17 protein-coding genes are annotated in these 23,266 nt (G+C 71.1%); 10 read left to right on the plus strand and 7 right to left on the minus strand.

Going from position 1 to position 23,266, the window contains the following annotated elements:
* Entirely contained in the window at positions 1 to 1,341 is a 1,341-nt protein-coding gene (locus WMF20_RS31080; RefSeq protein WP_437605498.1) for a sigma-70 family RNA polymerase sigma factor, read from the minus strand.
* A 670-nt stretch (positions 1,342 to 2,011) separates the two neighbouring features.
* Here WMF20_RS31080 and WMF20_RS31085 point away from each other — a divergent pair.
* From WMF20_RS31085 to WMF20_RS31100, 4 genes are all read left to right on the plus strand, one after another.
* Positions 2,012 to 2,524, plus strand: coding sequence for a hotdog fold domain-containing protein (locus WMF20_RS31085; protein WP_129577797.1), 513 nt, complete (start codon positions 2,012 to 2,014; stop codon positions 2,522 to 2,524).
* Between the two features lie 364 nt (positions 2,525 to 2,888).
* Positions 2,889 to 4,361: a hypothetical protein gene (locus WMF20_RS31090; protein WP_437605499.1), complete on the plus strand. Its 1,473-nt coding sequence runs from the start codon at positions 2,889 to 2,891 to the stop codon at positions 4,359 to 4,361.
* Between the two features lie 14 nt (positions 4,362 to 4,375).
* Positions 4,376 to 6,049, plus strand: a complete 1,674-nt coding sequence (locus WMF20_RS31095; protein WP_437605500.1) for a glycoside hydrolase family 1 protein — start codon at positions 4,376 to 4,378, stop codon at positions 6,047 to 6,049.
* A 163-nt stretch (positions 6,050 to 6,212) separates the two neighbouring features.
* A complete protein-coding gene (locus WMF20_RS31100; RefSeq protein ID WP_437605501.1) occupies positions 6,213 to 6,914 on the plus strand; it encodes a hypothetical protein in 702 nt (233 codons plus the stop codon).
* Positions 6,915 to 7,039: 125 nt separating this feature from the next.
* On the opposite strand, the gene WMF20_RS31105 is transcribed toward WMF20_RS31100, so the two are convergent.
* From WMF20_RS31105 to WMF20_RS31115, 3 genes are all read right to left on the minus strand, one after another.
* Entirely contained in the window at positions 7,040 to 8,578 is a 1,539-nt protein-coding gene (locus WMF20_RS31105) for a hypothetical protein (RefSeq protein ID WP_437605502.1), read from the minus strand.
* A gap of 38 nt (positions 8,579 to 8,616) precedes the next feature.
* Positions 8,617 to 10,035 (minus strand): hypothetical protein, encoded by a 1,419-nt coding sequence (locus tag WMF20_RS31110; protein ID WP_437605503.1) that lies wholly within the window; start codon positions 10,033 to 10,035, stop codon positions 8,617 to 8,619.
* A gap of 221 nt (positions 10,036 to 10,256) precedes the next feature.
* Positions 10,257 to 11,357, minus strand: a complete 1,101-nt coding sequence (locus WMF20_RS31115) for a PEGA domain-containing protein (RefSeq protein ID WP_437605504.1) — start codon at positions 11,355 to 11,357, stop codon at positions 10,257 to 10,259.
* 243 nt (positions 11,358 to 11,600) lie between these two features.
* Here WMF20_RS31115 and WMF20_RS31120 point away from each other — a divergent pair, with 243 nt between their 5' ends.
* The 3 genes from WMF20_RS31120 to WMF20_RS31130 all read left to right on the plus strand — a co-directional run bounded on the left by WMF20_RS31120 (position 11,601) and on the right by WMF20_RS31130 (position 15,064).
* On the plus strand, positions 11,601 to 12,683 hold the full coding sequence (locus tag WMF20_RS31120; protein WP_437605505.1) for a sigma-70 family RNA polymerase sigma factor: 1,083 nt from the start codon (positions 11,601 to 11,603) through the stop codon (positions 12,681 to 12,683).
* A 199-nt stretch (positions 12,684 to 12,882) separates the two neighbouring features.
* Positions 12,883 to 13,578: a hypothetical protein gene (locus tag WMF20_RS31125; protein ID WP_437605506.1), complete on the plus strand. Its 696-nt coding sequence runs from the start codon at positions 12,883 to 12,885 to the stop codon at positions 13,576 to 13,578.
* A 124-nt stretch (positions 13,579 to 13,702) separates the two neighbouring features.
* Positions 13,703 to 15,064, plus strand: a complete 1,362-nt coding sequence (locus WMF20_RS31130; RefSeq protein ID WP_437605507.1) for a CotH kinase family protein — start codon at positions 13,703 to 13,705, stop codon at positions 15,062 to 15,064.
* A gap of 80 nt (positions 15,065 to 15,144) precedes the next feature.
* On the opposite strand, the gene WMF20_RS31135 is transcribed toward WMF20_RS31130, so the two are convergent.
* On the minus strand, positions 15,145 to 16,461 hold the full coding sequence (locus WMF20_RS31135) for a DUF5690 family protein (RefSeq protein ID WP_437605508.1): 1,317 nt from the start codon (positions 16,459 to 16,461) through the stop codon (positions 15,145 to 15,147).
* 150 nt (positions 16,462 to 16,611) lie between these two features.
* On the opposite strand from WMF20_RS31135, the gene WMF20_RS31140 reads away from it, so the two are divergent.
* The gene (locus WMF20_RS31140) at positions 16,612 to 17,112 is read left to right on the plus strand and encodes a hypothetical protein (RefSeq protein WP_437605509.1); all 501 of its coding nucleotides are present in this window, start codon (positions 16,612 to 16,614) and stop codon (positions 17,110 to 17,112) included.
* A gap of 68 nt (positions 17,113 to 17,180) precedes the next feature.
* On the opposite strand, the gene WMF20_RS31145 is transcribed toward WMF20_RS31140, so the two are convergent.
* Entirely contained in the window at positions 17,181 to 17,969 is a 789-nt protein-coding gene (locus WMF20_RS31145; protein WP_129577809.1) for a class I SAM-dependent methyltransferase, read from the minus strand.
* Between the two features lie 555 nt (positions 17,970 to 18,524).
* The gene (locus tag WMF20_RS31150; protein ID WP_437605510.1) at positions 18,525 to 19,781 is read right to left on the minus strand and encodes a hypothetical protein; all 1,257 of its coding nucleotides are present in this window, start codon (positions 19,779 to 19,781) and stop codon (positions 18,525 to 18,527) included.
* A gap of 96 nt (positions 19,782 to 19,877) precedes the next feature.
* On the opposite strand from WMF20_RS31150, the gene WMF20_RS31155 reads away from it, so the two are divergent.
* On the plus strand, positions 19,878 to 20,306 hold the full coding sequence (locus tag WMF20_RS31155; RefSeq protein WP_437605511.1) for a BON domain-containing protein: 429 nt from the start codon (positions 19,878 to 19,880) through the stop codon (positions 20,304 to 20,306).
* Between the two features lie 999 nt (positions 20,307 to 21,305).
* Positions 21,306 to 23,264 (plus strand): amino acid adenylation domain-containing protein, encoded by a 1,959-nt coding sequence (locus WMF20_RS31160; protein WP_437605512.1) that lies wholly within the window; start codon positions 21,306 to 21,308, stop codon positions 23,262 to 23,264.
* Positions 23,265 to 23,266: the final 2 nt, after the last annotated feature.

Here is a 23,266-nt window from a genome sequence, read left to right on the forward strand (position 1 = left end):
TCACGGATCGGGCATGGAGTCGTCCAGCTCGTCGAGCAGGCGCCGGTCCATCGCGGGCTCGAGCCGGGCCTCGTCGAGCAGGGCGCGCGCCTCCGGGAAGCGCCTCGCGAGCACGAGCGCCCGGATCCAGAGCACCTTCCGCTCCACCCCGAAGGCGCTCTGCGGCACCTCGCGCTCGTAGCGCTCGAGCGCCGCGAGCGCCCGGTCGGGCTCGCGCCGCTGCAGCGCCGCGCTGCACGCCTCGAACAGGTCGATGTCCCGGCTGCCGCCGGGCACCCCGATCTCGAGCGCGGGCGCTTCGGGCGCGACCGGCGCCGGCGCGCGCTCCTCCCGGCCGGGCGCTCGCCGCTCGACCGGGGCGCGCCTCGACGGCGGCGCCACGGGCTCCGGGTCCGGCGGCGAAACCGCCGCGGGCGGCGCCGGCTCCGCGGCCGGCGGCGCCGGCTCCGCGGCCGGCGGCGGGGGCACCGCGTTGATGATCGCCGGCGCGAGGTGCCTCGCCGTCGTCGTCGTCGGCGGCGGCGGCGGCGGCGGCGGGTCCGAGGCCTGGAGCGCCAGCCAGAGCGCCCCCGCGGCCGCCATGGCCGCGACGGGCGCGGCGACCACGGTGCCCGCGTTCACGGTCGGCAGCAGCTGCTGGACGAGGCTCACGCCCCCCTTGAGCCAGGCCGCGGCGTCGTTCAGCGCCTTGCCGACGCCGGCGGCGGCCTTCCCGACGTTGCCCTCCTTGAGCGCCCGCGCCGACTCGTGCACGCCGCGGAGGATCGACAGCCGCACGTCGTCGGGCACGCGCGGCGCGAGCCGGGCGGTGGCGAAGAGCGCCGCCAGATCCAGGGGCAGCACGAAGCGCGGGCCCTCTTTCTTCCGCTCCTCGCGCCGGCGCTTCGCGACGACATCGTGGAACATGGCCAGGGCGCGCGCGCGCCACTTGTACGCCGTGGACAGCGGGATGCCGCGCTGCTGCGCGAGATCCGCCATCGGGATGCCGTCGAGGTCGTGCGCTACGAGGATCGAGTGCGCGTCCACGTCGAGGTGATGCAGGAGCTCGAGCACCATGAGGCGCTCCTGGTCCGAGATCATCAGCTCGTCCGGGGTCTTGGACTGGTCGACGAGGATCGGGAACTCCTCCTCGGGCACCAGCTCCTCGTAGCGGTGCTGGGCCCGCTCCCGGTAGTGCGCGGCGGTGTGCACCGCGATCCGGTTCAGCCAGCGCTCCGGCCGGGAGATCTCGGGCTTGTAGTTGTCGAAGCTCAGGTACGCGGAGAGCAGGACGTCCTGCGCGAGGTCTCCGCGGTCGCGCAAAGGAACGCCCAGGCGCGTCAGCCAGCGCCAGATGAGCATGAATGTCTTTTCGCGGAAGAGCAGCTCGAAGGCCCGCTCTTTCTCGGGTGGACCACCTTGGCCCGGGCGGCGAGGTCGCGTCATACACAAGAAAAATTCCGGGCGCAGATGGGCCGTTGCCGCCCGCCGCGGGCCGCGAGCGGCGGGCGCACGGGCCTGTCGGCCGCTCTCCGGCGCCTGGGAAGCTCAAGATCGCGCGGAATCCTCGCGCCGGCTGCGCGCCGAGGCGCCGCGTGGTCCATCCGAATTTTGAATAGTTTTTGTAGTACAATTCTCGCGGAGAATTGCTCTCTCCTGCCCGATTCAGCGGTCCGAAGGGGGCCTTTGGGACGTGAGCGTCGACCCGCGAGCGCCGCCGGATCGCCTTGTGGCCGCCGTCCGGAGCGGGCGCGGCGGACGGCCACGGCCGCTCGGTCGCTCGCTCGAGCGCGGCACTGCCCACCACGCTCGCGGCGGCGTCGCCGCGGCGCGGGGCTGCTCGTGGCGTGATTACGGGGCGCCGGCGCTGTTCGTGGCGCCGAGTGCGCCGCTCTCGTGGCCCCTTTGCGCGGTTCGTGGCGTGTCGCACGGGTTGTCGCCGAGCTCCGCGGCGGGAGCGCCGGGGAGCAACATTCCGGGTGCGTGCGCGGGCGACTTGAGGCACTCTGCCGCTGCCACGCGGGTCCAGCGCATGAACCTCTCCGACTTCTCTCTCGCATCCATCACGGCGATCTCGCGCCGCAACACCATCCGCGACCTCTGGGACAAGCTGCACCTCCTGCCCGGGGGCAAGCGCCTGTTCAGCCGGCTCATCGGCGCGATGGCGCCGTACACGGGGACGATCCGGGCCCACGTCGAGGTCCTCGAGCGCGGCCGCGCCGAGGTGTGGATGCGCGACCTGCCCGGGCTGCGCAACCACCTCCGCTCGGTGCACGCCGTCGCGCTCGTCAACCTCGCCGAGCTCACCGCGAACACGGCGCTGGCCTACGCGCTGCCCGACGACGCCCGGTTCATCGTCGCGGGCCTCTCGATCGAGTACCTGAAGAAGGCCCGCGGCACGATCCGCGCCGTCTGCGAGTGCCCTGTCCCGGACACGAGCGAACGCAGGGAGTACCAGATCCCCGTGAGCCTGCTCGACGCGACGGGGGCCGAGGTCGCCCGCGCCGTCCTCCGCAGCCTCGTGGGCCCGAAGAAGCAGCCGTGAGCCGGCAGCAGCCCTGAGCCGACAGCAGCCCTGAGCCGACAGCAGCCCTGAGCCGGCAGCAGCCCTGAGCCGGCAGCAGCCCTGAGCCGGCGGCAGCCCAGCGCTCCACAGCACCCCTGTGCTCCGGAGCAGCCCCGATTCGGGCGCTCGCCTCTGCGCCAGAGCGCCCCTGTGCTCCAAAGCACGCTGGCCTCGATCCATCCGTGCTTCAGAGCTCTCCTGCGCGCTGAACCAGCCTTGAATTGCGGGGTTCCACGCACCTCGCCGGAAGACGTCTCACCCCGCACCACATTGGGCCAGAATCCCGACGAGGGTCGGATCGATGCGCTCGACAAGGACCGGTCAGGGTGTTTGGATTCTGCTCATGGAGAACCGCTCAACGATGGTGGCGCTCGCCGCGACAGGGATCTGCGTGATCTTCGCGGCGTGCGGTGGGGCCGATGGCTCGGTCTCCGGCGGCGGGACCGGGGGCGCGTCGACGGGGGACGGCGCAGGCTCGGGGACGAGCTCTGAGAACGGCTCGGGGCCGAGCTCGTCGACCGGTTACGGCACCGACGAGCCGGGAGGGATCAACGGCGCGAGCAGCAGCGGCGCGGGCGAGGGCGCCGGCGGCGACGCCTCGTGCGCGGGCGAGACGAGCACCGCGGAGCTCGTGCCGCTCGACCTCTACATCATGCTCGACGCGTCGGGGTCGATGGACGAGCCGCTCAGCAGGGGCGTCACCAAGTGGGACGCCGTGACCGACGCGCTCGAGGCCTTCTTCACCGACGAGCAGTCGGTGGGGCTCGGCGTCGGGCTCCAGTACTTCCCGCTGCCGGACGACGACGTACCCTCGAGCTGCTCGAGCAACGCGGAGTGCGGCGACAACGGGCCGTGCGCGCTCCGGGTCTGTCACGACGCGTTCTCCACCTCCACGCAGACCCAGGTCTGCGTCACCAACGCGGACTGCGCCGCGGGCGACACATGCGTGGACCTCGGGGTCTGCTCCCGGAGAAACCGGCTGTGCGCGGACGTTGGCGCGGCCTGCGAGGGCAACGGGGGCACGTGCATGAGGGTCACCCGGAGCCAGTGCGCGAACCCGGACTCGTGCGTCGTCGAGGACTACGCGACGCCCGCCGTGCCCATCACGCCGCTCGACGCAACGTCGGCCGAGGTGCTCATCCGGTCGATCGGCCGGAAGGATCCGGTCGGGGGCACGCCCACCGCCGGCGCCCTGTCCGGCGCGCTCGCGCAGGCCCGCGCCCACGCCGAGCAGAACCCGACCCACCGGGTCGTCGCCGTCCTCGCCACCGACGGCATGCCCACCGAGTGCAGCCCGAAGGACGCCGACGGCCTGGCGGGGCTCGCGGCCGGGGCGCTGAACGGCACGCCGAGCATCTCCACCTTCGTGATCGGCGTCTTCGACGGCGACGACGACGGCGCCCAGGCCACGCTGGACCGCATCGCCGTGGGCGGCGGGACCGAGTCGGCCTTCTTCATCGACACGAGCTCGGACGTGACGCAGGCCTTCCTCGACGCGCTCACCGCGATCCGCGGCAAGAGCCTGGCGTGCGAGTACCAGGTCCCGGCGCCGTCCTCCGGGCAGACGCTCGACTACGACACGCTCAACGTCCAGCACACGCCGACGGACGGCGGCGCCCCGACGACCATCTTCTACGTGGCCGAAGAGGCGCGCTGCGACGCGGCCGCCGGCGGCTGGTACTACGACGTCGACCCCGCGACCGGCGGCTCGCCGACGAAGATCGTGATGTGCCCCGCGACCTGCACCCGGTTCCAGGCGGGCGGGCAGGTCCAGCTCAACGTCGGCTGCAAGACCGAGATCCCGCCGGTCAACTGAGCCCCGTCCTCGCCATGCACGCCCGCGGCACGCGCGCTCGCGACGCCCGCCGCGCCCGCGGCCTCTCCGCCCTCGCCGCGCTGGCGCTCGCCGCCGCGGCCTGCTCGTCCGAGGAGGCCGTGGCGCCGGCGCCGCCGCCGCTGCCCGACATCGCGTACGCCGGCCCCGGGCCGCTCGCCGGCGCGCCCGGCGCGGGCAGCTTCCGCCTGGGCGCCGCCAGCGCCGCGACCCAGATCGAGGACCGGAACCCGACCACCGACTGGTACGTGTTCACGCTGCCCAGGGCCGAGGGCGGCCTGGGCCGGGGCGCCGAGTTCGTGGGCGACGCCTCGCGCGGCTTCTCGAAGGCGATCGAGGACGTCGCGCTGCTCCAGGAGATGGGGCTCGACTCGTACAGGTTCAGCGTGGAGTGGGCCCGGGTCGAGCCGCAGCGGGACGTCATCGACGAGGAGGCGCTCGCCCATTACGACCGGCTCCTCGACGCGCTCGTGGCCGCGGGGATCCGCCCCGTGATCACGCTGCACCACTTCTCGAACCCGGTCTGGGTCGACGATCCGCGGCGCACGGACTGCGCGGGCGGGCCGGGCGACGACAACCTCTGCGGCCTCGGGCACCCCGAGGGCGGGCCGCTCGTGATCGAGGAGATGGCCGAGCACGCGGCCCTGCTCGCCGCGCGCTTCGGCGACCGGGTGGACGACTGGGGAACGCTGAACGAGCCGTTCAACTACCTGCTCGCCGCCTACGGCGTGGGCGTGTTTCCCCCGGGGAAGGAGGCCCTGCTCGGCGACCTGCTCGGCGAGTTCGTCCCGGTGCTGCGCGACTACCTGCTCGCGCACGCGGCGGCGTACCGGGCGCTCAAGGAGGCGGACGTCGTCGACGCCGACCGAGACGGCAGCGCGGCGGACGTGGGGCTGTCGCTCTCGGTCGGCGAGTGGGTCCCGGCGCGGAGCCACCGGGTGAGCGACGATCCCGAGGACGTCGCGGCGCGCGACCGCATGGCCTATGTCTACAACCATCTCGTGGTCGACGCTGTCGTGAGCGGCAGGCTGGACAGCGATCTCGACGGCGCGCCCGATCTGGAGCTGCCTGGCCTGCGGGGCACGCTCGACTGGCTCGGGGTCCAGTACTACTTCCGCGCCGGCGTGACGGGCGACGGCGGCCTCGTGCCGGTGCTGAACCTCACGCCGTGCGTGAACGGGCTCGATTTCGGCGCGTGCGTGCCGCCGGTCGACCCGACGTTCTGCGTGCCGGCGATGCGCTACGAGCACCACGCGCCCGGCCTGTACGGCGCGCTCACGGACCTCGGCGCGCGCTATCCCGGCCTGCCGCTCGTGGTCACCGAGTCGGGGATCGCGACGCGCGTGGGCGAGCGGCGGGCCGAGGTCGTGGTGCGGGCCCTCGAGCAGATCGAGCGCGCGCGCGGCGAGGGCGTCGACGTGCGGGGCTATTACCACTGGAGCCTCTACGACAACTTCGAGTGGGCCGAGGGGTTCGCGCCGAGGTTCGGGCTCTACACCGTGAATTACGGGTCTTACGAGCGCACGGCGACGGAGGGCGCGGAGGTCCTGGGCGAGATCGCGCGGGGGCGAGCGCTCACGGGGGCGCTGCGGGCGGCGTACGGCGGCGAGGGGGCGATGGCGCCGGAGCCGGAGGCGGAGGGGTTCGAGGGGTGCGGCGGGACGTGGTGAGGCGTTGGCCAGGGGCGGGGCGGGCGAGAGGTGTTCTGAGCTGCGCTTCCGCAGGATGTGCACAGCCCCGAGCCGTTGGGCATCGGAGGAAATGCCGAAGGATGCACGGGTCACATTCGCACATGGAGGAGCTCTCTCTCGGCGCACCTCGGGGAGCGAGGGAATGATGCTTGAAGGGCTTCCCACCCTGTCCGAGTACGTCATGTGCATCAGCACGGTAGCCCGGAAGCGTCCTTGCGGCTCGCTGGCGCTCGTCGTCTACCACCTGCTCGGGGACATGGTGAACGCTGCCGAGCACGCTCTGGGCGACTACTTCCCGCTCACGTTGGCCGAGCCGTTCCTTCAGAATTCCAGCCTCGGAAGCCCTTACCAGAAGTGGGCCATCTTCACGAATGAGGACTTCAGCATGCTCGACGCGTGCGCGCGTCGCGTCGTCCTCGCAGGGTGGAAAGCCTATGAAGAGGCGGTTGGTCCTCTTGACGACGATCGGAGCAAGAAGGATGCTTGGCACTGGTTTCACTCGGTATACACGCAATACGCCAGCTGCGTCGTGAGCCGCGAGGAGCCCTCACTGACGCTCTCGACCGTCAGCCTCATGGGTTGGGTAGAGCCGGGAACACACACGTTCATGAACGTCGTCAATCGGCCCGAGCCGCCGGCGTCAACGCCACCGATCGTCGCCCTCACGACGCGAGACATCTCGGACCGGACCGCGATCGCGGAGCTGCGCGGGGTCGGCCTGGGAAACCTACGAGAGCTGCGCAGGCTGAACCACCAGTTTGCGCTGTGGCTTCGCAGCAATTGCACGATCGAGGAGCTAACCGCTCCCCACAGCGGCGCTCTGTCTGACACGTCTCTCGAATGACGATGATGCCCAGGTACGCCGCCCAACAAGGGCCTGCAGCGTAACGGAGCACGCAGACGCGCCGCTCGCCAGCGCACCTTGGCCGAGGGCCAGGACGCGGGGCGGGCACGTGAGGAGCGCGATATTCAGTCAGGGAAACGAAGCGTCTCGACGGCGATCCCGTCCTCCCCCGTGACCATGGTACCGGACCAATCCCAGCTGGTCCCGCCCTTGCCCGGAGGGCCCAGCTCGTAGGTGACGTTCTCGAGCGTGAGCTGGTCCTCGTCCAGGTAGGCGATGCCGATCGAGTCGCCGCCGCGCCCAGGACCGCCGTAGCCGCCTTCGCCTCCCGGGCCTCCGTCGCCGCCGGAGCAGGACCACGTGCCGTCCCCCACTGCGCCGCCCAGTTGGCCTCGGCCACCCTTGCCGCCTCGCTCGGGCTCCCCACCGTCGCCGCCCGGACCCGCCTCGAGCGTCATGATCTCGCTGTCGCGCACGGTCAGCCTCGCGTGCAGCGCAATGATGCCGATCGTCGGGTAACCGTTCTCGCCCCCTCGGCCGCCCCGCCCGCCGCAGCCGCCGGCGCCTCCGGACCCGCCGCCCGCGCCTCCCTTCGAGGCCACGCCGCACGCGGCGAGACCGCCTCGACGGCCGCCGCCTCCGCCGCCGCCCTGGCCCGGCATGCCCCTGCTGCCGTCGCCTGCGCGCCCCCCCTCCCATCCCGCCTCGCTGATGCGCCCGATACCCTCGCCGGCCGCGCCGAGCGTTCCCAAATCCCCGGGGGCCCCATCGAACCCGTGGGAGCAGCCAACGTTTTCGCGGTCCGCACTCCCACCCCGTCCGGAGTTCGTGGGGTTCGGCATCGGGATCGGCATGCCGTCGTCCCCCCGCTCGGGGTCCTCGGGTTTTCCGTCCCCGCCCTTGCCGCCCATGCTCGGAAGCCCATCGTCACAAGAGCGCATCGCTGCGGCCCCGCCGGCCACGGTGGCCGCGGAGCACGCGTCCCCACCGTACACGCCATCGAGGCCAGTCGCTGCCTGGTATGGCCAGGGCCATTCCTCGCCATCGCGGCCACCCCATGCAGAGGAGCTGTGAATCATGCTTCGGATGAACTCCACTACCGTGTTGGACTGAACAAGCATGGTTATCGGCCCAGCTGCTTGCAGCCCCATGTCGACGATCGTCGAGACCCCGTCCGCGGCGCCCGTGTCATCGGCACTCGCAGGTACGACGGTGAGGAGGATGTTTTCATCGTTACCCTGAAGCAGCGGGCGCCCCGCGCGGAAGCGCTCCCAGTTCAAGCAGTGGAATCCCCCGATCAGGTCCACCCCCGACGGCAACGTGAGGGGCTGGAAGAACCCGTCATTGCATGCAAAGACGCGTCCTCGTCCGGTACGGGCGAGCTCCACGCCGCGCTGCAGCGTGCGCAGCGGCTTGTCCCTCGTGCCGGGGTTTGCATCGTCCCCGCTGCCGAAGAAGCCGCCGACGAACACCCCGCAGCCGTCCTCCAGCACACCGGCGGCGAGACTCTCGAGGCAGACCGACTCCGGCGGCGCCTCGCCTTGACACGACGATGCGCCCTCGCACGCCGTTCCGCCGGTGTCGTTGGGGCCCGGTGCGGTGCCGCAGCCGCCGGCGATGAGCAGCAGCGCAGGGGACAGGTAGCGCGCTCTTGTGATTCGCATGGCTTTCCCTCGATGTTACGCGGCGTATCTCGGGCTCTTCAGCGGGGCGGTCCAGGGTCGGCTGCAGCGAACTGAACGTAGGGCAGGGACTGGCCAGGGCCTCCCTTGCCCACGGGGTCACCGGCAGACGCGTTGCCTGCGGGACCACCGTCCCCAGCTTTTCCGGTGGTTGTAAATGCGTCCGGCGCGAAGCTCACGTAGGCAGCCATGGACGCCACGCCGTACGAAGGGCCCCCGAGGCCACCGCCGGCATCACCGCCGCGGCCGCCGTCGCCCCCGAGACCGCCGTCGCACGCATCCCATGAACCGTCGTAGCCCTGCCCGTGAAGGCCACCCGGTCGACCGATGCCGCCCGGTTGGCCCGTTCCGCCGACCCCTCCGCGGCCGCCACGTCCCGCCGTGACCACCGTGGCCTCGAGCATCAACGCGCTCCCCTGCAACGCCACGATGCCGATGCTCGCGCCGCCATATCCACCCCCCTGCCCTCCCTGGCCGCCGCAGCCGCCGCTCCCCCCGGAACCGCCGGCGGCACCGCCCTGGGGGCGACCCGTCGGACACCCGAGCATGTCGCCTCGCCCCTTGCTGCCGCCACCGCCGCCTCCGCCCTGGCCGACCCCGCCCCTCTCACCATCGTCACCCCGGACCCCGATCCATCCGTTGACGGTCAGCTGGCCTGCGCCAACAGCGCCGGCAGCGCGACCTCCGTCGGCGCCTTTCGCGCCGCGTGCGCCGTCCGTGCACCTCGAGCTGTCCGCGCCGCTGCCTTCCAGGCCGTTGCCCTCGGGGTTCTCCGCCGGCTCCGGCTGTCCTGGAGCACCGTCGCGGCCCCTATCGAGCTCGCCATCGCCGCCGTATCCGCCGATGGACTCGGTGCCATCGTCGCACGCCGTCACGGCTGGCCGGGCCCCGACCGTGAAGTCCGCCGTGCAGGCCGACGCGCCATGGTTCCCCTCCTCGCCATCCTTCGCCCGCTCCTGAGGCGCATCGTCCCCGGGCTCCCCGTCCTTGCCGTTGCCCGCGATGACCTCGCTCGACACCACCTTTGCCCTGGCTCCCGGGCTGAGGATCATCGCGATCGACGACTTCCCATCGACCGCGGACGCATCCGCCGCCACGACGCGCACGCCGAGGATCGTCGATGTCTCCTCCTTCTCTCCCGTGATCACGCGCAGCGGGATCCCCACCGGAGGAGCGATGGTCGTCGGGTGATTCGGCCCGTCGAGCGACCACCCGTACGACCACTCGCCGGCCTCACAACGAAGGCTGCCCCACAGGTCGACGCCCGAGGGCAGCGTGACCGCCTCCTCGAACTCCCCGCCGCATGCGTACACGCGTCGCGTCGGCGCCTCGCCCTTGCCTCGTCCGCTCGCGGCGAGCCCGATCGCGTGTTGCAAGGTCTTCACCGGCGCGCGCTTCGTGCCACGGTTCTTGTCGTCGCCGCGCTCGCTGACGAACACCCCGCACTGGTCGAGCGCCGGCGCCGTGCCGGGCTCTCCCGCGCACGGGTCGGGGGGAAGTTCCGGACCGGGAGGACACGCCAGCTTTTCCCCGCAATCATCGGAATAGGACGTGCAAGCTGCCAGCGTGCTCGCTCCCCACACGCAGACCGCGACAGCGGCGACCGACGTCACAGCGCCTCGGCGTGCCAGCGCCCCCATCCCCCCGGCTCCCCGTGTGCTCACCACAGCCCCTCGATTCGCGCACCGATTTCGTTCCCGTTCGCCACGGGCGAGACATGGACCCGATCCCGACCCGGCGAGGATCCCAGGAAGGAGAGGTCCGTGAAGAAGGACGCGGCGGTCACCGCACCGACCACACCGCCGGCGATGACCATCGCCAGACCCGCGCGGCCGGACAGGTTGCGCGCGTCCTGCAGGCGCGCCAGCTCGCCGCACGGCGAGCTCTGAGGCGCTTGCCAGCACATCGACGAGCTCGACGACGGCTCGCTCAGGAGCAAGTCACGCCGGGCGCTCAGGTCGTCGTCAAGCCTGCCCGCACGAATCATGAGGACGGCGCCCACCGACACGCCGGCCGTCGCGACCGTGATTCCCGCGATGCGCAGCGTCCCCGGCCAGGACGCCCACGGGCTCGGGGCCCGCGGGCGCGCAGCCGGCGCAGCGCTCAAGGCCTTCGGCGTCGCCGGCGCTTCCTTGGCGCCGCTCACGGCCACGCGCGGCAGCTGCATCGCGATCTCGATCTCCGTGCCCGCGTCGGCGCTGACCACATGCAGCGCGTCTTCACGGCCAGGCGCGCGGGCCCGCACCATGTGGCGTCCGGGATCGAGGAACAGCTTGTAGGTCCGCGCGGTCCGACCGATGGCCTTGCCATCGATGAACACCTCGGCGTCGGGCGGATCGACGGACAGCAGGACGCGAATGAGGTAGAACGCCGCCTTCGCCTGTCCGGCTTCGAATCGTGTCCGAACGTCGTCCGTGAGCGCATGGCCCTGCTCGAGGCTCCACGTCAGGTGCTCCGCCGCGTCACGGTACTTGCGGAGCGCGAGCTCACAGAGACCGAGCTCGCCGGCGATCTCCGCGCGCTCCTGGCTTGCGCTGGGCACCGCCTCTGCAGCGTCGAAAGCCGCCTTGTAGGCGTCGTAGGCCTCGTTCAACTTTCCTGATTTGCGCGCTTTCCGAGCACGTCGAACAAGGTCCTTCACCGTCGATCCATCCGTGCTTGTCGGCGTCGGATGCCGTTCCTCCGCGTCGGCCGAGCTGGCCAAGCCCGTTGAAGCGCCAAACGCCAGAAGAATGGACAGCAGGTGCCCGCCGTAACGCATGTAGAGACGGTACTTACGCCGGGCGCGCTCCGTCAGTCAACCGAGACCCAATGCTGAAAGCAGCGCTATGGGCGAGAATTTTTGGACGGATAGCGGAAGGGATCCGATCGTCCCCGGGCGCTGGTCATCCCGTAGCCAACCAGGGTTAGGGACGGCAGCAGCGACACCTACATCATCTGACCAAAGTCATCTCGCCCATGCGTTTTGCTGACCCCGAGGGGTCGGCTCAGGCGTGCTACCGGCATGGACAAGCCAGCGAGCCTCTCCAGCGGCTTCGAGCTGTTCCGGCGCATCGCACGGCGTCTGGGCGTCCCTGCGCGCCACGCCGAGGACGTCGCGCAAGACGCGCTGCTGCGCGGGCTCGAAGCGGACCGGCGGGTCGACCTGGGTGGGGCCCCGGCGGCCTACCGCGTCGCGATTGCCGCCAACCAAGCGCGCGACCACGTGCGCAGGGCGCGCCGTCGAGGAGAGGTCCTGACGTCGCTCGACCAGAGCGAAACGCGAGCCGAGCTCCCGGACCCCGAGGAGCTGCTCCGCGGGCGGCAGCGGCGCGCGCGCATGCGCACCCTGATCGACCGGGTGGACCCGAAGTACCGGCACCTCTTGATCAGGCACGACCTCGAGGAGATCCCTCTCGCCCAGATCGCCGCCGAGCTGGGCCTCACGACGGAGGCGGTGAAGACGCAGCACCGCCGGGCGCTCGAGCGCTTGAAAGAGGAGAAGCGCCGCTGGATCGCCGAGGAACGTGCGCGCGGGCGGGATGGGGATGCATGCGTGCCGCTCGCGTTCGGGTGGCACCATCGCGATTCGTGGCCGACCGCGCTGGGCCGCGGGATCCTGCGGATCATCGTTCAGGGGGCGCTCGTCGTCCTGACCGGCACGCTCGTCGCTGAGGTATCGCCCAGCTTGGAGCCGTGGCTGTTGCCTGCAGCGATGCGTGCTCCGGGGACCGCGCCGATGGGGCAGGAGGGAGCCGCTCCCGCCCAAGAAGGCGGCACGAGCTCCATCGCCGCGCCCGTCGCACCCGCCGGCCGCGAGATCTCGCCGTCAACGTACCGCGCCGACGCGCGCGCTCATGCCGCCGTCGACCAGACGCCCGCGCCGCCGATCGCGACCGCTCCTCGTGCCTCAGCCCCGGGAAGCGAGGCGCGCAGCACCGTCAGCGAGCGCGAGTGGAGCTTGATCCGCGACGCCCGGAGCGCGATGGACGCGCACAATGCCATCGCCGACCTCGAAGCGCGCCGGCTGCTCGAGGCCCACGCGCGGGAATTCCCGCGAGGCCGGCTCGCCCGCGAGCGTGAAGCGCTGCTCAGGCAGATCCGCTGACACATCGGCTGCGCCTCGACAGTTTTCCGGCGCATCGAGACGGCGTCGCGCTTCCGGCATGACGTCGACGGGCATGTGAGGCAGGATGGCACTGCACTGCCGGAAGGCGTTTGGACGCGCACCCCTCCTACCCTGTCCCCTCTTTCCGCGACAGCGTTCGGCGCGCGCTCGAGGGTCGACCGGCGCTAAAGTCGCGCTCATGACGTCCACCGTGACCCGCAACACGGGCTCCACCATCAAGTATGCCGTCATCACGGCGGTGCTCGCCGGCCTCTCGTTCCTCTGTTTCCGCGCGATGATCGGCCGCTCCGGTCCGCTGTGGCTGCTCTGTCTCGTCGGCGGCCTCGGGTTCGCGGTGTTCGCGTTCGGGGCGCTCCTCGTCGCCAGGGACCTGGCCGGCACCGCGACGTGCCCGCGCTGCCAGGCGACGCTCGCGGAGATCGAGCTCAACCACACCGAGGACCCGGCGTTCTGCGACAAGTGCCAGGCCGCGTACCTCGTCGACAAGCGCGTCCTCACCGTGCTCGCCGACGACTACGTCCACCCGAAGCCGGGCTTTCCGGTGCCTGTGACGAGCGAGACGATCCGCTGGCCGGAAGGCTGCTGCGTGTGCGCGAAGCCGGCGACTCGCGGCATCGAGGCGAAGGCGCACGACGGCCAGACCGGGACCAACGTGGCCGTCGCCGCGGCCGGGCTCGCGCTCGGGAGCATCGCGGTGCGCACCGGCGGCGGCACGAGCTACACGCTGCGCATCCCGCACTGCGCCGAGCACGACGACGGCGCGACGCTCGAGATCAAGAGCGGCAACGAGCCGCCGCTGCAGATCCGCTTTCGCTCGTACGCCTACCAGCGCCGCTTCCTCCAGCTGAATCCGAAGCCGGCGAAGGCCGCGTAGATCCGCTTCAACCCTTTTTATTGCGTGATGCCGAGGTGATCGTGAGATCCGAGGCAGCGGACGTGCTCGGTGTCCTCGGTTACGCACCCGCCGTGAAGCCGGTCAAAGGGCGCAGGAGCGACTGATGAAACCAACGTATCGCATCTTGCTCGCGCTGGCGCTCTCCACGCTGGGCGCGGGCTGCGGGGATGAGGCTACCGAGAACGGCGGGCGGGTGGCGACGCTGCCATGCTATCCTGCGGACCCCGCGATGGCCGACGGCGACCCGAGCGCGCTGTACGCGGCCAGCGACGTCCCGCGCTTCGACTTCCGGCTTCGCGACGACGTCTGGGCAGCGCTCCAGGCGAACGCGCTCGATGAGGAGTACGTCGAGGCGGAGGCCTGCTTCAGGGAGAGCAGCCTGGGCCCCGTGGGCCTGCGCTTCAAAGGCGGTTACGGCACCCTCGAGCTGTGTTTCGAGGAGCCGCAGCCGTTCCCCTGCCCGAAGCTCAGCATGAAGGTGAGGTTCGACGAGTACGTCGACGGCAAGCGCTTCTACCGGCAGAAGCGCCTGAACTTCCACGCCATGATTCACGATCGCACGAAGCTCCACGAGCGGCTCGGCTATGGTCTCTACAGGGACATGGGCGTGGTCGCCCCGAGGAGCGCGTGGGCCACGCTGCACGTGAACGGCGAGCCGCTGGGCCTCTTCGCGATGGTGGAGGACGTCGACGGCCGCTTCACGGAGAACGAGCTCTCCGAGGATCCGGACGGCAGCCTGTACGAGGCAGCCTGGCCGGTCTCGGTCGACCCCGAGTACTACGCCGAGAAGATCACGACGAACGAAGAAGAGGCCACGCACGACCGCTTCATCGCGTTCGCGGAGGACCTCGCGTCCGCCGAGGGCGCGGAGCGCCTCGCCGCCCTGTCGCGGTGGATGGATGTCCACGAGCTGCAGCGCTACATGGCCGTCGACGACGCCATCTTGAACTGGGACGGGATCACGACCTTCTACGTCGGCGCGGACGGCTCCGCCGCAAACCACAACTACTTCGTCTACGAAGGGCCCTCGTCGGGCAAGTTCCGCATCGTCCCGTGGGATCTCGACAACACCTTGAGCGTGGGGGGCTCGCGCTTCTTCGGCACGGTGCCCCACTGGACGGAGACGCCGGCCACATGCGACGAAGACGTCCCGGTCCAGGACGGCAATGCCCGCGTTCGCGCGCCCGGCTGCGACGTGCTGTTCAGCGCCCTGAGCCAGGACCTCGAGGGCTACCGGAGCGCGGTCCGGGACCTACTCGACGGCCCGTTCCGCGAAGGGCGCCTCGAGGAGCAGGTGGACCGCTACGCCGAGCTCATTCGCTCGTCCGTCGCGCAAGACGAGCACGGGCCCTCCCTGCTCACGTGGAAGGAGGACGTCGCGATCCTCAGGAGCGAGCTGTCGGAGCTGCGGAGCCGCATGGCGCGCCTCCTCGACGGCACGGCGCGCACCGAGCGCGGCGATTGAAGGGGCCGCCGCGCGGGCGGCGCGCCTCGGGTCTCGGCGCGGACCAGCACCGTGCTGTTCGGCGCGACCCCGCGACCCCCTCAGGCGTCGAGCGCCGGCCGCGGGGCCGCGGCCGGGGCGCGCGTGCGCAGCCAGAAGTACCCCGCCGACGCGGCGAAGAGCGCCGCGCAGAGGAACGCGGTCGCGTAGCTGAAGCCGAGGAAGAACTCGAGCCACGAGAGCTTCGCCTGGCCGAAGCTCTTGTAGAGCAGCAGCACCACGCTCCCGAGATACCCGAACGCGTCGGCCGCGGTGATCAGGAAGCCCGCCGTCGCCACCGAGCCCACCGCCGCGATGAGCCGGTCGAAGAGCACGCAGTTGTAGGGGACGTACCCCACGTAGAGCCCGAGCCCGACGCTGATCATCCAGCCCACGGGCCCGATGACGCCCGCCTGGTAGAGCGCCGTGCTCACCCCGGCGAGCAGCGCGCCGGCGAGCATGATGCCGTGCACCGCGAGCAGCGCCTTGCGGTTGCTCCGGATCCCCATCATCACCGCCACCGAGAGGAGCGCGCCCATGGCCACGGGGATCTCGGCCGTCGTCAGGATCGCCGGCTGATCGGCGTAGCCGAGGGCGTCCCAGATCTCGCGGGCGAAGTTGTCCCGGAAATCGCGGTACGCGGTGAGCACGATGTAGCCGAGGACCAGCGTCGCGAGCCCGCCCGCGTTCGCCAGCACGAACGCGCGCCGCGCGGCGCGATCCATCGGCGCGCGCCGGGTCCGGTGCGCCTCGTCGGTCGCCGTGGGCGGCGGGATCTGCGCGAGCATCCACACCGAGACGAGCAGCGGCGGGAAGAAGAGCGCCCCCGTCACCGCGGGCATCCAGACCTCCGGCACGCCCCAGCCGAGCGTGAGCTTGCCGACGGTCTTCACGAAGCCGCTGGCGACGATGAAGCTGGCGCACAGGCCGGCGCCGAGCAGGTCGCTCACGAGGCGGCCCTCGAGGAAGCCGAAGACGAGCCCCCAGATCATGCCGAGCGGCAGCCCGTTCAGCACGAGGAAGAGCGCCGCGTACGGGGCGGGGGCGAGCCCGAACAGGACGAGCGCGGCCTCGCTCACGCCGATGCACGCGAGGATCGCGAGGGCGCGCCGCTCGGGCCGCATCTCGGAGACGACCTTGATGCCGAGGAACTTCGAGGCGCAGTACCCGAGCACCTGCGCGATGATGTAGAGGCTCTTCAGATCGAGATCCGGGAGCAGCGGCAGCGCGACCGCGCCCTTGAAGGTCCCCACCGCGAACGGCTTGCGGAAGGCGTACATGCAGAAGTAGGTCGCGAACGCGGCGAACACGGCGAAGGCGGTGAACACCGGGGCGGGCGCCCGTTCGAGCCATCTCGTCACGCTTCTCTGGGCCGGCATGGGAGCTCCGAGGAAGGCGCGAGGGTAGTCGCGGGTGCGTGTCACGCGCATGAATTTTCGGTGAGGCGAGCGGCCGGTTCCCTCCGGCCCGCGTCCGTGCGAGACATGGAGCCTGCGCCGTGACCCGCGGCGCGGCCGGGAGGGCACGCCTTGGGAGATCGATCAGCGCTCGCCGCGAGGAAGATCGTGGAGGACGTCGCGGCCGCGGCCCCTCCGCTCGGCCGCGACGAGCGGCTGCGCGGCGCGGTCGCCCTGCTCGCGCTGGGCCTCGCCGCGGGGGGAGCGGGCGAGCTCTCGTACGACCGGCTGAAGCAGCGCTTCCGGAGCGCGATGACGCGCGACCCCCTCGACGCGCTGGCGGTGATGCTCGTCGGGTGCTCGACCCTGTTCTACCAGGCCGAGCACGGCGAGAACCCGCGGTGCGCGAGCTTCCTGGACGCGGTCCTGTTCATCTCGACCTGCGTGTCCGGCGGTTACGCCGACCGGCTCGCGCAGACCGCCGCGGGCAAGGCGATCGCCTCCTTCGCGATGACGATGGGCCCCGCGCTCGCGGCCTCCGCGCTCGGGGCGCCGCAGGGCGCGGACGACCAGGGCCGGGCGATCATCGAGCGGCTCGACGGGATCCTCGAGGCGCTGCGCGCGCCGAGGTGATCGGCGGCGCCTGCGGGCTCCGGGCGACCGCCGGCGGGCTCCGGGCGACCGCCGGCGGCTCAGGGCGCTCACCTGCCCGGCTTCGTCCCCTCGACCGCGCGGAGGACCATGACCAGGCCCGCCGCGACGTCGCGGCAGAAGTCCGCGTAATCGCGCCGCGCCTCGCCCTGCTCGGGCTCGGTGAGCGCGCCGGCCGAGATCATCGCGGGGCCGCAGCCGTCGATGACGTGGAGCCAGATGTCGAGCGCCGCCGCGAAGCCCGGATCGCCCCGCCGGAAGCGCTCGTCCTGGTCCGTGACGCGGACGGCCTCGAGCCCGTGCGCCGCGAGGCGCCCGGCGAGGTCGTCGGCGAGCGCGTTGTCCAGGCCGAGGCCCGCGCGCCACGCGAGGAACGCCGCGTAGAACCGCCGCATCGACGCGGGGGGCTCGGGATCCCAGCGCAGGCGCTCGTGGCTGTAGTCGAGCACGACGACGAGGCCGCCCGGCTTCGTCGCCCGCACCATGCGCGCGAGCGCCTCGTCGAGGCGAGGCACCCACTGGAGCGCGCGCGCCGCGGTCACCACGTCGAAGCGCGCCTCGGCGTCGAACGCGAGCACGTCGCCGCACGCGAAGGACAGGCCGGGCCGGCCGGCGAAGCGCGCCGCCGCCCGCGCGAGGAGCTCCGCGTCCCGGTCCAGGCCGAGGACCTCGCCGCCCGGCTGCACGGCCTCGGCGATGCCCGCGGTGATGGCGCCCGTCCCGCAGCCGACGTCGAGCACCGACTGGCCCGGCCGGAGCAGCTCGGCCAGGCGGCGGTGATCGCCCGCGAGGGTGCGGCGGTCGAGGACATCCTTCGACGATCGATGCTGCTGGCTCATGCGCGCGGAATGGTCGAGTCCGGACGGCTGGGAGTCAACGCCCCGGCAACATCGCGCCCGGTCCGGAAGGTCGCGGGGCGTGCCCGGCACGGCAGCCGGGCTCTACCGCGAGAGCGGCTCGGCACGGAATGAGCTAGAAATGAGCTAGAAATGTGACCGGGCAGCCCGAGCCTTTGCATCGGGCGCCGAGCTCGGCAGCACGTGCGTCGGACACCGAGCTCGACAGCATGTCGACGGCGCGAATCGGTGTCCGGGGCAGCTGCCCCGGGGTCGTCGCCCGCGGCCATCCATGCCTCGATCGACAGAGCCCGCGCCGCTGCGCGAGAGAGCATCCGTGGACTCCCTAGGCATTCTCGGGGGGAGCCCTAACTCGCGATGTCGCTGTGGCACAACGTCTCGATGGGACGCTTTGCCGCCCTGACGTGAGGCACTTTGCACCTCGGCGCGTGCGCGGCGGGCGTGTTCTTCCTGAAAACGGACCGAAACACCGCCCTGCCTGTTCTGGAATACCCCTTGCGATGCGGGGCCGCGCTGGGGCATCGAGGCCTCGGTTCTTCAGGTCACGCGGCAACGGACAGGCGCGCAGAGCAGGCGGCCCGATCGCCGTTGCCCCTCGTGCCCTCGAGCGTCGACTGGACCACGAACGTGGGCGACGCGGTTTCGCTGCTGTGTCGCAAGAAAGGCGGAGGAGTCATGCCGAATCGTCAGGGATGGATCGACGAGGAACATAACGACGAGCGGGGACGCGACGAGGAGAGGTTTGGGCGACACCAGGGGCAGCGAGGCGATGAGGGATATCGAGGCGAGCGCGGAGCCGCCGGCGATGCTAGCTACGGGCATCGTGGCAATTACGAGCAAGTCGTCCAGCGAGACGATCAGCGCCATGCCCGAGGTGGCCAAGAGGACTTCCGCGGCGGATGGGCTCAGCGGGAGCTCGGCGGCCGCGGTCACGAGGGTGAGCGCGGCTGGGGCGGCGAGCGCGGCTACGGCGGCGAGCGCGGTTACGGCGGCGAGCGCGGCTGGGAGGGCCGGCAGGATCGCGGCTGGTCCCAGCGCGAGGACTTCGGAGGCCAGCGCCAGGCGTCGGGCGGCTACCGCGATGACTTCCAGCGAGGAGGTCGCGACGATCTTGGCTCCAGGCGTGGCTACGGCGGCGGCCAGGGCGGCTTCGGTGGCGGCCAGGGCGGCGTCGGCGGCGGCCAGGGCGGTTACGGCGGCCAAGGTCACTTCGGCGGCGGCCAGAGCGGCTACGGCGGCCAAGGCGGCTTCGGCGGCGGCCAAGGCGGTTACGGCGGCGGCCAGAGCGGATTCGGCGGCGGCCAGGGCGGCTATGGCGGCCAGGGCGGCTTCGGTGGCCAGGGTGGACTCGGCGGCCACGGCGGCGGCCAGAGCGGATTTGGCGGTCAGGGCCACTTCGGCGGCGAGCGTGACTTCGGCGGCGGCCGGGGCGGCTATGGCGGCCAGGGCGACTTCGGCGGGCAAGGCGGATTCGGCGGCGGCCAGGGCAGCTTCGGCGGCGGCCAGGGCGGCTACGGCGGCGGCCAGGGTGGCTATGGCGGTCAGGCCGGATTCGGCGGCAGCCAGGGCGGCTATGGCGGCCAGGGTTACCACGGCGGCCAGGGTGGATTCGGTGGCCAGGGTGGATCTGGTGGCGGCCAGGGCGGCTTCGGTGGTCAGGGAGGCTTCGGCGGCGGCCAGCGCGAAGGCTACGGAGCCCGGGGCGGCCTCCGGCAGTGGGCCGACGACGAGCGCGGCTGGAGCGAGCGCCGCGGGTACGAGGGCCAGGAGCCCCGCGTCCGCGATCAGGGCCATTCCCCTTACCAGTCCGGCGGACAGGGCTACCAGTCCGGCGGGCAAGGCTACCAGTCCGGCGGACAGGGCTCCGGCGGCCGGAGCTTCCTCAGCACCGTGGGCGGAGACGTCGGGGGTTCGCGCGGCCGTCCGCCCAAGGGATACAAGCGCTCGGACGAGCGGATCCGGGAGGACATCTGCGACCATATCTCCGATCACCCGGATCTCGACGCGAGCGACGTCGAGGTGAAGGTGCAGAACGGCGAGGTCGTCCTCACCGGCACCGTCCGCGAGCGCCGCTTCAAGCACCAGCTCGAGATGCTCGCCGAGCGGATCTCGGGCGTGACCGACGTGCGGAACGAGATCCGACTCTACCGCGAGCAGCAGCAGGGCGAGGCGAAGACGAGCTCCGGGCTGTCGTCGAGCGAGCGCTCGACGGCGGGCTCGACCGGCGCTGCCGCGGGCACGTCCGGCGGCGCGGCCTCGATCGGCGCCACGTCGACGTCGGAGACGAAGAACAACGAGTCGCGCCGGAACGCCTCGTAGCCTGACGCTGCCCTTCATCTGTCCTCCGACCGACCCCGGCGAGCCCGGGTAGGTCGCCTCCCGCAGCTCGCGGCGCAACCCTGGCAGCACGACGTCGAGCAGAGCGCCTGGTCGACGCTCTGCTGATCCGAAGCGCCCCTCGATCACGGGCCAGACCGGCTTCCAGTACACGCCCGTAGCCTCCATGGCCACGAGCTTGCAGCCCTGCTCGTCGAGCCAGTCCGCCAGGGCCAACACCTCGCTCGCCGTGGCCCCGAACATCCGTAACGACCGCTCCACCTTGCCGTCGATCAGGACGCGCGCGCAGGCCACCGTGTCTTTGCGCGCGTCGAGGCCGCGCGTTTCATCCTCGGGGTCGGCGGTCCCGCCGTGTGGAACTCAGGCACATGGAACGCAAGAGTGCGTTCGCTCGCATCGCCACGCGCGAAGCCGGGCGGGTCCGCGCACCGCTCACCACGACCTGCTCTTCCAGGAGGTCACGGAATTCAGCATAGACGTACCGAATCGCGCCGAGCTGAGCGAGCGGACGAATGTGTCGGGCAGGTTTCACGGCAGCGTCGGCCGACCCATGCTCCATGGCGGCGATCCAATGGATCCCACCCCCGATGACGATCCCGCGCGCGTCGCGTTCGTGCTACCGCCGATCGAGGGCTGTACGCGGCGCGGGCACCAGAAACACCGCGCATTCGCGCGATCAGCGCGCGAATGCGTCACGAGCGCCGTTGTAATTTTCCGATTCAACGCCAATTTTCCAGCCCGTCACCCCCACGCCACAACACGCTCGACCGGAACACAAAAAATGTTTCTTGACCAACCAGAGCAACGAACTTAGTACTGTCCCTGACAGGAATAGCCATACGCTCGGGGGGCGGGCTCAATCCGCGGCGCCGCTTGCATCGGCTCGTGCACTTCAAGAGTACACCGACGCCAATCGGCATTCGCGGCGCGACGTGAACGCGCATCGCGCTGCAATGCCTTTAGGGCGTCGCTCCTCTTGCGTTGCGCGGCGCGCCGGCAATGCGTCGACGGGGCAGCGCCCCTCTTGCTGCCCATTGCCAATTTCTAGAGGAAATACCAATGCTTGAGACCAATAATGGGTCGCGAGGACGGGCGCTGGGCGAGCAGGTTCAGCGGTCGCCCGGGAAGTGCCTGCACGAGATCTTCACGGCGATCGCGCTGGCCCATCCGGAGCGCGTGGCCGTCAGCACGCCGGAGGACGACATCTCTTATGGCGAGCTGAACGCGCGCGCCGACCGGCTCGCGTGCACATTGCGAGCGCTGGGCGTGGGTCCGGATGTACTCGTGGGACTCTACGTCGACCGCAGCATCGACATGATCGTCGGGCTGCTCGCCATATTGAAGGCAGGCGGCGCGTACGTGCCCATCGATCCGACCTACCCGCCGGCGCGAGTTCAGCTCCTGATTCGCGACAGCGCCGTCTCCGTCATCGTCAGCGTATCGCGCATCGCATCGCTCGGCCTGCGCGATTGCGAGGCGAAGGTCGTCTTCGCCGACCAGGATCCGGCGCCCGTCGGAGCGGCGCCTTCCGGCTCGCCGCCGGCGAGCGTCTCCGACGGCAACGTTGCGTACGTGATCTACACCTCCGGCTCGACCGGCAAGCCGAAAGGAGTGCTGGTCGAGCACCGCAATGTCGTCCGGCTGTTCGAGCAGACCCACGCGTGGTTCGGTTTCGACGAGCGCGACGTATGGACGATGTTCCATTCGATCAGCTTCGACTTCTCCGTCTGGGAGATCTGGGGCGCGCTGCTCTACGGTGGGCGGCTGGTCGTCGTGCCGTTCGACGTGTCGCGATCTCCGGCGCGGTTCCTGGCGCTGCTCCACGAAAAGCGCGTCACCGTCCTGAACCAGACGCCGTCGGCGTTCCGTCAGCTCGTCGCGGCCGATCTGGCGTGCGATTCGCCGGCTGCGCTGTCGCTCCGGCTCGTGATCTTCGGCGGCGAGCGCCTGGACACCCAGCAGCTCGCGCCGTGGATGGCGCGCCGCGGCGACCAGCACCCGCAGCTGATCAACATGTACGGGATCACGGAGACAACGGTCCACGCGTCGTACCGGCCCGTCGTCCGAGGAGATCTCGCCGAGCCCGAGATCAGCCCGATCGGCGTCCCGTTGCCGGACCTGCGATTTTACCTCCTGGATGAAGCAGGGCAGCCCGTTCCCGACGGCGTGCCGGGCGAGCTTTACGTCGCCGGTGCGGGCGTGGCGCGCGGCTACCTGAATCGCCCGGAGTTGACCGCCGAGCGCTTCTTGCGCAGCCCGTTCGGGGACGCCGACGGCACGCATCTGTACCGCTCAGGCGACCGGGTCGTGCGCAGGCCGAACGGCGAGTACGCCTATCTCGGGCGCACCGACGATCAGATCAAGGTGCGCGGATTCCGCATCGAACCGCGCGAGATCGAGCTGTGCCTGAACGGCCACCCCGAGGTGCTCGCGAGCGTCGTCGTGCCCCACGACTACGGCGACGGGGACGTCCGGCTCGTCGCCTATCTGGTGCCACGGCCCGGCGTTCAGCTCGATATCTCCTGGGCGAGCAAGATCGGCGCCGATCTGCAGGCGCGAGCGACCGCGGCGCTGCCGGTCCACATGAGGCCGTCGGCCTATGTGGCCATGGCCTCGCTGCCGCTCACAGCCCATGGAAAGATCGACCGAGCCGCGCTCCCTGCGCCTGCGGCGGGCCAGCGCCTGGAGAGCACCGGGGTCAGCGCCACGAGCCCGACCGAGATGTGGGTCGAGGCGCTCTGGCGGGAGATCCTCGACGTGCCGCGCGTCGGCAAGGACGATGACTTCTTCGATCTTGGCGGCACGTCTCTCGCGCTCATCCGCATGTTCGGGCGGGTAAACGACCGGTTCGGCACGGATCTGGATCCCGCCGTCATGGGCGACGGCGCGACGATCGCGCAGCTCGCCAGCAGCATCGACAAGGCGCTGAACAACAAATAACC

The organism is Sorangium sp. So ce834, assembly GCF_051521425.1.
Taxonomy (GTDB): domain Bacteria; phylum Myxococcota_A; class Polyangia; order Polyangiales; family Polyangiaceae; genus Sorangium; species Sorangium cellulosum_D.